Origin of the sequence: Caldifermentibacillus hisashii (genome assembly GCF_039654145.1) — a bacterium.
Taxonomy (GTDB): Bacteria; Bacillota; Bacilli; order Bacillales; family Caldibacillaceae; genus Caldifermentibacillus; species Caldifermentibacillus hisashii.
Map to the genome: position 1 here is coordinate 2,292,044 of NZ_CP155467.1, position 13,162 is coordinate 2,305,205.

Annotated in this window: 13 protein-coding genes; 2 read left to right on the forward strand and 11 right to left on the reverse strand. The window is 40.4% G+C overall.

What is annotated here, in order from left to right:
- Window position 1: 1 nt before the first annotated feature.
- The 7 genes from hisF to hisZ form a co-directional block, all read right to left on the reverse strand.
- A complete protein-coding gene (gene hisF / locus NSQ14_RS10940) occupies window positions 2–763 on the reverse strand; it encodes an imidazole glycerol phosphate synthase subunit HisF (protein WP_095141205.1) in 762 nt (253 codons plus the stop codon).
- The gene (gene hisA / locus NSQ14_RS10945) at window positions 757–1,473 is read right to left on the reverse strand and encodes a 1-(5-phosphoribosyl)-5-[(5-phosphoribosylamino)methylideneamino]imidazole-4-carboxamide isomerase (protein WP_095141206.1); all 717 of its coding nucleotides are present in this window, start codon (window positions 1,471–1,473) and stop codon (window positions 757–759) included. Before hisA ends, hisF begins: the two co-directional genes overlap by 7 nt.
- Window positions 1,470–2,075: an imidazole glycerol phosphate synthase subunit HisH gene (gene hisH / locus NSQ14_RS10950; protein WP_095141216.1), complete on the reverse strand. Its 606-nt coding sequence runs from the start codon at window positions 2,073–2,075 to the stop codon at window positions 1,470–1,472. The genes hisA and hisH overlap by 4 nt, the downstream gene beginning before the upstream one ends.
- 189 nt (window positions 2,076–2,264) lie before the next feature.
- The gene (hisB, locus tag NSQ14_RS10955) at window positions 2,265–2,849 is read right to left on the reverse strand and encodes an imidazoleglycerol-phosphate dehydratase HisB (protein WP_034770865.1); all 585 of its coding nucleotides are present in this window, start codon (window positions 2,847–2,849) and stop codon (window positions 2,265–2,267) included.
- Window positions 2,850–2,861: 12 nt separating this feature from the next.
- Entirely contained in the window at window positions 2,862–4,142 is a 1,281-nt protein-coding gene (gene hisD / locus NSQ14_RS10960) for a histidinol dehydrogenase (RefSeq protein ID WP_428831594.1), read from the reverse strand.
- Window positions 4,142–4,786: an ATP phosphoribosyltransferase gene (gene hisG / locus NSQ14_RS10965; protein WP_346216327.1), complete on the reverse strand. Its 645-nt coding sequence runs from the start codon at window positions 4,784–4,786 to the stop codon at window positions 4,142–4,144. The genes hisD and hisG overlap by 1 nt, the downstream gene beginning before the upstream one ends.
- Complete coding sequence (gene hisZ / locus NSQ14_RS10970) at window positions 4,774–5,799, reverse strand: ATP phosphoribosyltransferase regulatory subunit (RefSeq protein WP_346216328.1); 1,026 nt, start codon at window positions 5,797–5,799, stop codon at window positions 4,774–4,776. The genes hisG and hisZ overlap by 13 nt, the downstream gene beginning before the upstream one ends.
- Before the next feature lie 128 nt (window positions 5,800–5,927).
- On the opposite strand from hisZ, the gene NSQ14_RS10975 reads away from it, so the two are divergent.
- A complete protein-coding gene (locus tag NSQ14_RS10975; RefSeq protein ID WP_346216329.1) occupies window positions 5,928–6,713 on the forward strand; it encodes a histidinol-phosphatase HisJ family protein in 786 nt (261 codons plus the stop codon).
- A gap of 63 nt (window positions 6,714–6,776) precedes the next feature.
- On the opposite strand, the gene NSQ14_RS10980 is transcribed toward NSQ14_RS10975, so the two are convergent.
- Window positions 6,777–7,568, reverse strand: coding sequence for an SDR family oxidoreductase (locus tag NSQ14_RS10980; RefSeq protein ID WP_346216330.1), 792 nt, complete (start codon window positions 7,566–7,568; stop codon window positions 6,777–6,779).
- A gap of 62 nt (window positions 7,569–7,630) precedes the next feature.
- Complete coding sequence (gene rnz, locus NSQ14_RS10985) at window positions 7,631–8,548, reverse strand: ribonuclease Z (protein WP_346216331.1); 918 nt, start codon at window positions 8,546–8,548, stop codon at window positions 7,631–7,633.
- Between the two features lie 316 nt (window positions 8,549–8,864).
- On the opposite strand from rnz, the gene zwf reads away from it, so the two are divergent.
- On the forward strand, window positions 8,865–10,346 hold the full coding sequence (gene zwf, locus NSQ14_RS10990) for a glucose-6-phosphate dehydrogenase (protein WP_041846314.1): 1,482 nt from the start codon (window positions 8,865–8,867) through the stop codon (window positions 10,344–10,346).
- Between the two features lie 48 nt (window positions 10,347–10,394).
- Here the strand turns inward: zwf and gndA are convergent, their stop codons facing one another.
- Both gndA and NSQ14_RS11000 read right to left on the reverse strand, forming a co-directional pair.
- Window positions 10,395–11,801 (reverse strand): NADP-dependent phosphogluconate dehydrogenase, encoded by a 1,407-nt coding sequence (gene gndA, locus NSQ14_RS10995; RefSeq protein WP_346216332.1) that lies wholly within the window; start codon window positions 11,799–11,801, stop codon window positions 10,395–10,397.
- Between the two features lie 22 nt (window positions 11,802–11,823).
- A complete protein-coding gene (locus NSQ14_RS11000) occupies window positions 11,824–13,071 on the reverse strand; it encodes a DNA polymerase IV (RefSeq protein ID WP_340500051.1) in 1,248 nt (415 codons plus the stop codon).
- Window positions 13,072–13,162 lie beyond the last annotated feature (91 nt).

The following is a 13,162-nucleotide window of genomic DNA, read 5'->3' on the forward strand; positions in this document are numbered from 1 at the left end:
CTTAAACGCTCCTAACTTCGACGTTATTTTCACGTAAATAACGTTTCAATTGTTTTATATCAATTTCACCAAAATGAAACACGGAGGCAGCCAAAGCGGCATCTGCCTTTCCCTTTGTAAATACTTCGAGGAAATGTTCCATCGTACCTGCCCCGCCGGAAGCCACGACCGGAATGTTTACCCGACCGGCAATTTCAGCGGTTATGTCCAAACTGTAACCGGTCTTAACGCCATCTGTATCAATGGCATTCAGCACAATTTCCCCGGCGCCGAGCCGCTCACCTTCTAAAGCCCATTCAACCGCATCCATTCCGGTGTCGATGCGACCTCCATTGATAAAGACTGTCCATTTTCCGTCGTCACGTTTTTTTGCATCAATCGAAAGCACGACACATTGGCTGCCAAACTTTTCAGCCGCTTCACGAATCAAATCCGGATTTTTTACCGCCGCACTGTTGACCGATACTTTATCGGCCCCGGCTTTCAATACTTTACGGAAATCCTCAATCGTCCGAATCCCGCCGCCAACGGTAAACGGGATATGCACTTGTTCAGCCGTTTTTTCAACGACATCGATAAAAATATCCCGTTCTTCATTGGACGCCGTAATATCATAGAATACTAGTTCATCGGCGCCGAGCTCACTATACTTTTCGGCAAGCAAAACCGGATCATCGACATCCATAATATTTTGGAATTTTGCCCCTTTCACGACACGACCGGCCCGGACATCTAAACAAGGGATAATTCGTTTTGCTAACATATCATCACTTCCTTTAATGCCTGTTCAAGATTGATTTTACCCGTATAAATCGCCTTTCCGATAATCGCACCATACATATTCAATGCTTTTAATTTTCGCAAGTCTTCCAAGGAACTTACCCCGCCGGATGCAATGACATCCATCGTTGTTTCCCAATTTATTTTTTCAAGTTCGGAAAAATTGGGGCCGGAAAGCATGCCGTCCTTGGCAATATCTGTATAAACAATCGTTTGACATCCTTTTTCTTCTAATTTTTTTGCAAATGCAAGGGCTTCAACTTCACTCGTCTTTGTCCATCCGTCCGTGGCGACAAAACCGTTTTTCGCATCAATCGACACAGCAATTGCCGGACCGTATGTTTCGAGGGCTTCATCTAAAAATTGTTCATCACGTAAAGCGGCACTGCCTAAAATGACGCGGCTGACCCCCATCTCCATCAGTCGTTCGACCTTTTCAAGCGAACGGATTCCCCCGCCTAATTGGATCGGAATATGGATCGTATCCAAAATTAATTGAATAGCAGACAAATTTTTTGTTTCACCAACTAAAGCACCGTCTAAATCAACGATATGTAAAAATTTGGCCCCCGCCTCTTCCCATTTTTTGGCCATTTCGACCGGATCACCAAAGGTTTGTTGCTTGCCATAATCCCCTTGAATAAGGCGGACACATTTTCCGTCACGAATATCGATTGCAGGAAATAAAATCATTTGATCATCGCTCCAAACGCTTGTAATAATGTTATCCCGGTCTCCGCACTTTTTTCCGGGTGGAATTGCATGCCGATCAGATTGCCTTTTTGAACCATAGCGGGGAATTTCACGCCGTAATCCGTCCAAAAGACAACTTCTTCCGGATGTTTTGGTACAACATAATACGAATGAACAAAGTATACATACTCATTCTCACCTAAATTATCGGTAAGCGCGCTATCCGTTCCTTTCATTAATTGATTCCAGCCCATATGCGGTACTTTGAAATCATGGTTGAAGCGGACAACTTCTCCTTCCAGTAAACCGAGACCTTCCCATTGACCATGTTCATAACTTTTTTCATAAAATAACTGCATTCCTAAGCAAATCCCTAAAATCGGTTTGCCGTTCCGCACATTTTCTTTTATCGCTTCAACTAAGTTTAATCTTTCTAATTCAATCATGGCATCACGGAAAGCACCAACCCCCGGCAAAATTAAGGCATCGGCTGAATACAACCGTTCCGGGTTACTTGTTATATCCGTTTCTAAACCAAGTCCCTTTAATGCATGATTGACGCTCTTCAAATTGCCTGCACCATAATCAATGATTGCAATCAAGCCCATCGCTCCCTTCCGTTATGGAATCGTTCATTCATTCTGGTATATAAATAATCCGTCGTTATTATCCGTTCATCGTTCCCTTGCGTTGTGCAGCCATTCATTCGATTCTTGACATACAAATGATCCGTCTTTAATATCCGCACATCGCTCCTTTATGTTGTGTCATTGGTAATTGTGCCCGAAACGCTACAGCATTCCTTTTGTCGACCGAACACCTTTAATTCTTTCGTCAATGGCGGTCGCTTCATCCAACACCCGGCCAAATCCTTTAAAAATGGATTCAATGATATGGTGGCTGTTTTTCCCGTGCAACAATTGGATATGGAGTGTAACCCCCGATTGATTAACAAAAGCCCGGAAAAATTCTTCCACTAACTCCGTATCGAATGTACCCACTTTTTCTGTTGGAATTTCGACATCAAAATATAGGAATGGACGACCGGAAATATCAATCGACACTTGGGAAAGCGACTCATCCATCGGGGTAAAGACAGAAGCATAGCGACGAATCCCTGCTTTATCACCCAATGCTTGTAAAAATGCCTGCCCGAGAACAATCCCGACATCTTCCACTGAATGATGGTCATCCACATCGGAATCACCGTCACATTTGACTGCCAAATCCATAAATCCGTGTTTCGTCATGAGTGTCAACATATGGTTAAAAAAACCAACACCGGTATCAATCGAGCTATTTCCATTTCCATCGATATTCAACTGCAATTCAACCTTTGTTTCTGCTGTTTTTCTGACTACTTCCGCACTACGCATACTATCACCTCATTATTCAAATCGGACGCGAATCGAATTGGCGTGGGCAGTTAACCCTTCTTCATTCGCAAATTGGATGATTTGATCCTTTACATTTTTTAATTCTTGTTCACTATAATAAATGACACTGGACCGTTTCAAAAAGTCATAGGTTCCAAGCGGTGACGAAAATTTCGCGGTTCCGCTCGTCGGCAAGGTATGGTTTGGACCGGCAAAATAATCCCCGAGTGGTTCCGGTGAGTAGGCACCTAAGAAAATAGCTCCGGCATTGCGCACTTTTGGCAATTGATCAAACGGATTATCGAGGAGCAACTCTAAATGTTCCGGAGCAATTTCATTTACCACTTCAAATGCGTCATCAAGTGTATCCACTACAAAAATATGGCCAAAGTTTTCAATTGACGCTCGGGTGATTTTATTTCTTTCCAGTACTTTTAACTGTTTTTCCAATTCTACTTGTACATCAACGGCCAGTTGCTCGGAATCGGTGACAAGAATCGATGCCGCCATTTCATCATGTTCCGCCTGTGATAATAAATCAGCGGCGATATACGCTGGATTCTGGGTACCGTCCGCAATTATACAAACCTCGCTTGGACCGGCAATCATATCGATATCCACTGTGCCGAACACATATTTTTTTGCGCGGGCTACATAAATATTGCCAGGACCGACAATCTTATCGACCGGACGGATTGATTTTGTTCCATAAGCAAGGGCAGCAATTGATTGAGCACCCCCGACTTTATAAATTTCGGTCACCCCGGCTATTGACGCGGCAGCGAGAACAGCCGGATTCACTTTTCCTTCTTTATTTGGCGGTGAAACGATAACAATTTCTTCCACACCTGCCACAATTGCCGGGATCACGTCCATTAAAACCGTTGACGGGTAAGCAGCCTTCCCGCCCGGCACATAAACACCAACCCGTTTCAGCGGGGTAATTTTTTGCCCAAGGATAATGCCGTTTCCTTTTTTGACAAACCATGATTTTTCAAGCTGATGTTGGTGAAATTCCCGAATATTGTCTTTAGCGTTTTTTAAAATGGTCAAAAAGCTTGGTTCAATGGTTTCAAGTGCCTCTGTTATTTCTTCTTCAGACACTTTCAAAGACGCGAGCGAGACACCATCAAAGGTTTTTGTATACGCAAGGAGCGCCTCGTCCCCATTTTGCCTGACATTTGCAATAATTGCTTTTACCGTTGCATCAATTTCTTCAAATGAATCATCACCCCGAGCCATTTTCTCATCAATGACAGCCAATTCATTTTTACTGATTTTTGTCAAGTTGATCATTGCCCAACCGCTCCTTTTTCATTTACTACGGATTGAATGTGATTAATAAAATCATCTATCCGACTATGTTTTGTTTTAAAACTTGCTTTATTGGCAATGAGACGAGCACTGATTTCAAAAATTTCCGCAAGCACCTTTAACCCGTTGTCTTGCAAAGTTCTGCCTGTTTCGACAATATCAACAATACAATCGGAAAGGCCGACAAGCGGAGCCAATTCCACCGATCCGTTTAAATGAATGGTTTCCACGGTTTGCCCTCTTTCGGTAAAAAATTGGTTGGTCACTTTCGGGTATTTTGTGGCAACAATAAATTTATGCTTTTGTAAAACGGTTGCTTCAAGCCCGGCGACAACAAAACGGCAGCGGCCAAAACCTAAATCGACGACTTCAAATACATTGGCACCGGATTCAATCAAGGAATCTTTGCCGATCACGCCTAAATCGGTTGCTCCCCGTTCGACATAGGTAGCGACATCGCTTGCTTTTACGAGAACGATGCGAATTTTTGTCACCGGGTCCTCAAAAATTAATTTCCGACTTTTTTCATGATAGTCCGGAAAATTAATGCCAATTGCATGTAATATGTCTATCGTGTGATCTACAAGCCTTCCTTTTGCTATGGCAATATTTAAATATTCCACGAACGGGTTCCTCCCTCTTGTGCTTTTAAAGCGGTAATTAAATGATCGGCATAAATGGCAAAACCAATCGCTTTTGTGTCATAACCGAATTGTTTTGTTAACCCGTCATACCGCCCGCCTAATAAAACCGGTTGCCCGTATCCGGCAATATATCCATGGAAAACAATACCGGAATAATAGTTCAAGTGGTTAATCAGCCCTAAGTCAACGGTTAAAAAGTTGCCAAAACCAGCCGCTTCCAATTCGCGGACAACCTTTTCTAAATGTTCAATTTCCATTTTCATTTCATCATTGACGGCAATCTGATTCGCCCGGGCAAATACCTTTTCCGGTTCCCCGTAAAGCGTCGGAATGGCGGCAAGGGCTTCTTTATAAGGGGCAGGTATCATCAATTCTTTAACATAGGACTCCAATTCAGGGAAATTTTTATTTTCAATTAATCGTTGAATAAATTGTATTTCGTATTCCGCTAACTCAATTTGTTCAATTAATTTTTTGTAAAAATTGGCCTTCCCGATATCGATCGTAAAGGCATCAACCCCTGCCTCGATTAAAGAAAGAATCGCCAAGGTAATAATTTCTGCATCCGCCTGTACACCATCACTGCCGAACCATTCAATCCCTGCCTGAGTAAATTCTCTGGATTGAATATTTTGCGGATCATTGTTCATTCGGAATATACTGGTAACATAGGAATATTTTTGAACCGGTTTTCCATCCTTGGTTTCCTTGGCTTCTGCGACCATCCTCGCAATGGGAATGGTGGCATCCGGTCGTAAAACTAAAATTTTTCCATCGGTGTCAATAAGTTTAATCATTCGATCCTTATCGATCGTTCCTTTAATTTCGTTAAAAAGGTCATAATATTCAAATATCGGTGTTTGAACTTGGTGGAACCCTTTTTTCTTGAAAAGTTGTTTTATTCGTGACAGGACTTCCTCTTTAACTTCAAACTCACTTGGTTCCATACCGGTCACACCTTTCGGAACAAATTGGGTAAGTTTTTGCATCATATCCATTCCCTTTTCTTTATCATATTATTAATTTAATTAATTAGTTATTTAGTAGTTTATCACTTTATTAAAATAAAGTCATGTAGTAATATTAAATTATTAAAAAATTTTTTAGTAGGTGACGCGAGATGTTTGATTTTCATGTACATAGTTCGTTCAGTGAAGATTGTGAAGTAGCAATGGAAGATATGGTCAAAGCAGCCATTGAAAAAGGAATTCAAGAGCTTTGTTTTACAGAGCATATTGATAAAGATTATCCCGATCGTGACTGGACATTTGACCTAGATTTGAATAAGTATCGTTTAAAAATACGGGAGATGCAGTCGGCTTTTGGGCATAAAATCAAAGTTCGCAAAGGGGTGGAACTCGGGGTTCAACCACATGTGCTGGATGATTATCGAAGGATTGTCGATGAAGAACCGTTTGATTTTATCATTTGTTCCATGCATGCGACAAAGGGATTCGACCTTCATTCCGGCAAATTTTTTGAAGGGAAAAGTTTGGATCAAGCTTATGAAGAATATTATTCAGAGTTACTGGCATGTATTCGTGATTTTGATCGGTTTAGCATCCTTGGTCACCTTGATTTAGTGACTCGATATAAATATGAACCCGGCGTAAAATCGCTTTTGGATATTATTGAAGAAATTTTTAAATTGATTATTCCAAACGGGCAAGGAATTGAAATCAATACATCGGGATTTTATTACGGTCTTGGACGGGTGTTGCCGAGTGTCGATATTTTGAAGTTGTATAAGGAGATGGGCGGAGAAATTTTGACGATCGGCTCGGATGCGCATAAACCCGAACGCCTCGGAGAATATTACGATCACGCTGTTGATGTATTGAAAACCATTGGCTTCCATTATGTAGCAACTTTTGAAAATCGAAAACCGATTTTTCATAAAATTTAGTATAAACATGCCGGCTTTCATTGGGAAGCCGGCATTGTTATTTTAATAAATATATATGTAAATCTACTTTTTAAAGAACGCATTTTTCCCGACTTTTTCAGCAAGACCGGGAAAAAGATTGTAAATGGTACTGCCGGCATTCATGAGCCGCGGCAAATTAATTTCACGGGTTGACGTAAACATTTTCTTAACAATTTGAGCGGCAACTTCTTCCGGTTTCAATACCCATCTGCCGACATTTTTTAAATATTCTCCTGTTTCATCGGCAATATGAAAGAAATTCGTTTCAATCGGTCCGGGATTAACAGCAGTGACAAATATACCTTCATCACGAACTTCCATTCTCAGGGCGTCAGTAAAGCCCAATACGGCCTTTTTTGTCGCTGAATAAATGCTTGATTTCGGGGTGGCAATTTTCCCTGCTTGAGAAGCGATATTGATAATATGACCGGAATTTTGCGCAACCATTTTCGGTAACACCATTTTTGTCATCGCAATTAATCCAAGGACATTGACACGAAGCATGTTTTCGGCCTCATCCATCGTTGCATCCAGCACGGTTTTAAAGATGCCGAACCCTGCATTATTAATTAACACATCAATTCTTTGCTTATCGCCGAGTTGCTCAAAAAAATTTAAAATTTCATCCGTATTTCCAACATCAAGTTTATAGACAGAGACGGAAGTGCGGTGTTTTTTTCTGATTTCTTCTTGAATCTTTGCTAATTTATCGTAGCTGCGGGCAACGAGGATGAGATGGGCACCACTTTCTGCACATTGATAGGCCAATTGTTCCCCTAACCCCCCGGAAGCACCGGTAATCAAGATGGTTTTGCCATGTAAACGTGGATTCATATTTCTGCCTCCAATATTGTTTTAACGATTCGTATGATGATCACTTACCTGTCTCTCTTAATTTAATGTTTCACTTCAATCTTTTTAAAATCCTCAGCAATAACTGTGTTTGGGAATATTTCTTGCGCCTGTTTTTCTAAAAACGGTAAATCTCCTTTTTCAAAACGCGAACTAATATGGGTAATACATAATTTTTTTACATTGGCCTGTACCGCTATTCGTGCCGCCTGATGGGTCGTTGAATGGAAATATTGGTGAGCGATATCTTCCGCATCCTTATCAAATGTTGCTTCATGAATAAGCAAGTCCGCATTCCTTGCCAACGCTACACTCACTTGGGTCGGTCTTGTGTCCCCTAAAATAGTAACGACCCTTCCCTTTTTGGCCGGTCCTAAAAAATCCGCTCCGTTAATAATCGTTCCATCCTCCAGCTGGATCGTTGCCCCGGTTTTCAATTGTTTAAAAATAGGTCCCGGTTTTACGCCGATTTTTTTTAATTCATCGGCCATTAATGAACCCGGCTTATCTTTTTCAACAATTCGGTAACCATAGGACGGGATGCCATGGTCAAGCAATTTTGCTTCAATTATAAAATCGTCTTCATCTAAATAAAGTTCATCCTCAAACTCAACATAATGAATGTCATATTTCAAATGAGACTGACTGATTGACAGGCTCATTTCAACAAAATCGCGAATGCCTTTGGGACCATAAATAGTAACCGGCTCTATCCCACCTAAAAAGGAACGACTCCCGAGTAAGCCGGGTAAGCCGAAAATATGATCACCGTGAAGATGGGTAATAAAAATCTTTTCTATCTTTCGCGGTTTTAATGATGTATGTAAAATCTGATGCTGTGTAGCTTCACCGCAGTCAAACAGCCAGATCGCTCCATCTTGTAAATGTTTCAAGGTAATCGCCGTCACATTTCTATATTTTGCAGGCATTCCTGCACCGGTTCCGAGAAAAGTAATTTCCAAAATAATTCCTCCAATATCAACAACGCTTAATCTATATATTTATTATCAGGTTTTACCAACTTTTTTTCAATATCAAACGTTTTGATAAAGAAAATGCAGGCGGCCGGGGTTAATCAATCAACCTTATCTAAAAGCTGTTTATCATTATTTTTATACTAAATGAAAGACCATTAACAAAAACTAAATAAGGTAATCAACAAATGAAAACAAGATTATGGAATTTATCGAATCAGCCGTTTTCAAAATTTGCCATTTTTTCTTGTTACGAGTAAAATTTTAATATATGTTAATAAGTACACATAAAGCGAGGGTAAAAATGAAAACAAGAGAAAATCCTTCATCATTAATTTTACTTTTTGGTGCAACCGGTGATTTGGCGAAAAGAAAATTATATCCTTCACTATATAACCTTTTTCGTAAAGGGAATTTATCGAATCGTTTTGCCGTCGTAGGTGTAGCGAGACGTTTAAAGGATGACGGCGAATTTCGTAATTGGGTGAGAGATTCCGTCACTACTTTTGGCGAAAAGGCGGACAATTTGGAAGAGTTTATCTCCCACTTCTATTATCAATCGCATGATGTCAATGATTCAGAATCGTACAAGCAATTAAAAGAACTGGTGGACCGGCTTGATCATACTTATCAACTGGAAGGAAATCGAATTTTTTATTTAGCGATGTCGCCTGAGTTCTTTGGTACGGTTGCTGAGCATTTAAGGGAAGACGGGTTGACTAATACGAACGGTTTTAAACGATTGGTCATTGAAAAACCATTTGGGCATGACTTAGCTTCAGCGATTGAACTTAATAAACGGATACGCTCGGCTTTTAAAGAAGATGAAGTTTATCGGATCGACCATTATTTAGGAAAAGAAATGGTACAAAATATCGAAGTCATCCGATTTGCCAATGCTATTTTTGAACCTTTATGGAACAATCGTTATATATCTAATATTCAAGTGACTTCCAGCGAAACTCTCGGCGTGGAAGAACGGGCAAGATACTATGATAAAAGCGGGGCCATTCGGGATATGGTACAAAACCATATGTTACAAATCGTCTCTCTTCTTGCCATGGAACCGCCAATCCGGTTGACCACCGATGAAATCCGCAGTGAAAAGGTGAAAGTGTTACGGGCATTGCGACCAGTGGAAGGAGAAGCAGTCCATGACTATTTTGTCAGGGGACAATATGGAGAAGGGATCATGAATGGCACAAAGGTTCCGGCTTATCGTGATGAACCGAATGTACCGAAAGATTCGAATACAGAAACTTTTGTTGCCGGTAAATTTCTCATTGATAATTTTCGCTGGGCAGGTGTTCCATTTTATATCCGAACCGGCAAACGGATGGCTACGAAATCCACCAACATCATCGTTCAATTTAAAGATATACCGATGAATTTATATTATAAAAACGGTTCGACTTTAAATCCAAATTTACTTGTCATCCACGTACAACCTGATGAAGGTATTACATTACATTTAAATGTGAAAAAGACCGGAGAAGTACTGGGAACTACGCCGGTGAAGCTGAATTTTTCAACCAAAAGCATTGATGGTATTAATACACCGGAAGCTTACGAAAAATTGTTGTATGACTGCTTGCGCGGAGATGCGACGAATTTTACCCATTGGGATGAAGTTGCTTTATCATGGCGGTTTGTTGATAATATTTCAGAAGTTTGGACAAATGAACAAGCTGATTTTCCAAATTATGCTGCTGGCTCCATGGGTCCAAAAGCGGCAGAGGAGCTATTAGAAAAAGACGGATTCTTCTGGTGGCCGGTTAACTTTTGAAAAACGAAAAAAGGGGTGCGAACCGAATAGGTCCGTTCCCCCTTTTCTTTATATCCATTTTGTATGGAAAATGCCTTCTTTGTCTACCCGTTCATAGGTGTGGGCACCAAAGTAGTCGCGTTGGGCTTGCAAAAGATTGGCCGGTAAGTTTTTCGTCCGGTAGCTATCATAATAAGATAATGCAGCCGAAAAGCCCGGAACCGGAATACCATTCATAACCGCCGTGGCAATCACGTTTCGTAAAGAATCTTGATAACGATCAGCAATATCTTTAAAGTATGGATCCAATAGCAAGTTTTTCAACTGTGAATCACGATCATAGGCATCTTTTATTTTTTGTAAAAATTGGGCACGGATGATGCAACCGCCACGCCAGATCATTGCAATTTCACCAAATTTTAAATCCCATCCGTATTCCTCGGAAGCCACCCGCATTTGCGCAAATCCTTGGGCATAGGAGCAAATTTTACTGAAATATAAAGCTTGACGCACTTGTTCAATAAACTTTTTACGATTTCCACTAAATGCCCCAGATGTTGGGCCTGTTAAAATCTTACTTGCTTGAACACGTTCGTCCTTCATTGCCGAAATAAAACGGGCAAATACCGATTCTGTAATAATTGGCAGTGGAACACCTAAATCTAACGCATTTTGACTGGTCCATTTTCCTGTTCCTTTTTGACCGGCTTTATCTAAAATCATATCAACCAATGGTTTTCCTGTTTCTTCATCTATTTTTGTAAAAATATCTCTTGTAATTTCAATTAAATAACTGTCCAATTCGCCTTGGTTCCAATCGGAAAATACTTGATGTAATTCATCATTGGAGAGACCTAAAATATTTTTTAATAGAAAATAGGATTCCCCAATCAATTGCATATCTCCATATTCGATGCCGTTATGAACCATTTTAACAAAATGTCCGGCACCATCCGGACCGATATATGTACAGCAAGGATCCCCGTTAACTTTCGCGGAAATAGCTTGCAAAATCGGTGCGACTAAATCATATGCTTCTTTTTGTCCCCCCGGCATAATCGACGGGCCTTTTAACGCACCTTCTTCCCCGCCGGAAACACCGGTACCGATAAAGTGAAAACCTAAATCACTCAATTCTTTATTTCGACGGATGGTATCTTGAAAAAATGTATTACCGCCGTCAATTAAAATATCACCTTTTTCCAAATGCGGCTTTAACTGTTCAATGGTCGCATCTGTTGCCGGACCGGCTTTAACCATTAACAAAATTTTACGTGGAGTTTCTAAAGATTGAACAAATTCTTCAATACTATATGTTGGCACAATATTTTTTCCAGTTGCTTCTTGCATCATGGCATCCGTTTTTTCCCGTGAACGGTTAAAAACAGAAACCGTATATCCTCTTGATTCAATATTAAATGCTAAATTTTTTCCCATAACGGCAAGGCCGACAACGCCGATTTGTTGTTTTGCCATGTTGATACACCCTTTCCTGTTATTATTCATCATCTTCTAAAAGAAAATCTTTATTAAAACTTGTATCCGTGTGTCCTTCTTTGTGAGAAGTTTTCAAACCTTTTTTAATAATATCTTCCCCAAATTTTTTGCGTAAATGATCAATCGCCTCTAGTAACAGTTCTTCTTTTGCATCCTTTTCATATGTAAATAGATCCAATTGTTTATACGCATGTTTTTCGTCAACTAGATCATTTCCTGTAATTCCTAACAGTCGAACAGGCGTCCCGTTCCAATTTTTTAAAAAAATCGATTTTGCTTGCTGATAGATGTCCATCTCTTCTTGAATAGGATTTCCCAATTTTTTGCTCCTAGTCAATGTCGTTCGGTCTTTGTAGCGAATCGTCACGGCAATATTGGTCGTATAAACTTCTTTATTTTTCAAACGGGCGGATACCGTTTTAGCCAGCTTTTGTAAAACAGTGAGCAAATTATTTTGCGAACTAATATCCCTGGGCAATGTTGTTGAATTCCCGATGCTTTTAAAGTCATAAATACTTTCGGGGTCGACACGTCTATGATCGATTCCATTGGCTCGCTCTTTTAAACGAATCCCATTAATCCCCAATAATTTTTGAAGTTGGTGTTCATCTCCTTGAGCTAAATCTCCAATCGTCTCCATACCTATCGTATGTAATTTTTCGGCCGTTTTGGCTCCGACCCCATGCATTTCACTTACCGGCATCGGCCATAAAATGTTTTGAACATCCCGCTTGCGTAAGATTGTAATACCGAGTGGCTTTTTCATATCAGAAGCCATTTTTGCCAAAAATTTATTAGGTGCAATCCCAATGCTGCACGGTAAATTCATTTCTTGTAAAAGGCGGTTTTGAATCGATTGGGCAATTTTTAGCGGGTGATCCGTGACATATTCAGTGATGTCTAAATACCCTTCGTCAATGGAGACCGGCTCAACAATACTGGTATATTCCCGCAATATTTGAAACATCCTTGTTGAAGCTTTCCGATACTGGTCAAAGTTCGGTGCTTTCACAATGAGCTCAGGACAAAGTTTTTTAGCTTGCCACAAAGGCATCGTTGTCTTGACGCCAAGCTTTCTCGCTTCATAACTGCATGTAACAATAATCCCACGCCGCTCTTTTGGGTTTCCGGCAATGGCGAGCGGCTTCCCTTTTAATGATGGATTTAAAGATATTTCAACCGAGGCGTAGAAACTGTTCATATCGACATGGAAAATAATTCTGCCTTTCTGACCTTTTTTTTCGCTCATGCTCGAAATCACCTTTTTCCACCTGCATTCAGGCCGGATATTGATATTTCGCCGTGCCGCTTGTCGCTTCAATAATCAGGAATCAATTATT

Excerpts from the sequence above, each read along its gene's own strand:
- hisF (WP_095141205.1), bottom strand. The coding sequence starts at position 763 with ATGTTAGCAAAACGAATTATCCCTTGTTTAGATGTCCGGGCCGGTCGT.
- hisA (WP_095141206.1), bottom strand. The coding sequence starts at position 1,473 with ATGATTTTATTTCCTGCAATCGATATTCGTGACGGAAAATGTGTCCGC.
- hisB (WP_034770865.1), bottom strand. The coding sequence starts at position 2,849 with ATGCGTAGTGCGGAAGTAGTCAGAAAAACAGCAGAAACAAAGGTTGAA.
- hisZ (WP_346216328.1), bottom strand. The coding sequence starts at position 5,799 with ATGATGCAAAAACTTACCCAATTTGTTCCGAAAGGTGTGACCGGTATG.
- NSQ14_RS10975 (WP_346216329.1), top strand. The coding sequence starts at position 5,928 with ATGTTTGATTTTCATGTACATAGTTCGTTCAGTGAAGATTGTGAAGTA.
- NSQ14_RS10980 (WP_346216330.1), bottom strand. The coding sequence starts at position 7,568 with ATGAATCCACGTTTACATGGCAAAACCATCTTGATTACCGGTGCTTCC.
- zwf (WP_041846314.1), top strand. The coding sequence starts at position 8,865 with ATGAAAACAAGAGAAAATCCTTCATCATTAATTTTACTTTTTGGTGCA.
- gndA (WP_346216332.1), bottom strand. The coding sequence starts at position 11,801 with ATGGCAAAACAACAAATCGGCGTTGTCGGCCTTGCCGTTATGGGAAAA.
- NSQ14_RS11000 (WP_340500051.1), bottom strand. The coding sequence starts at position 13,071 with ATGAGCGAAAAAAAAGGTCAGAAAGGCAGAATTATTTTCCATGTCGAT.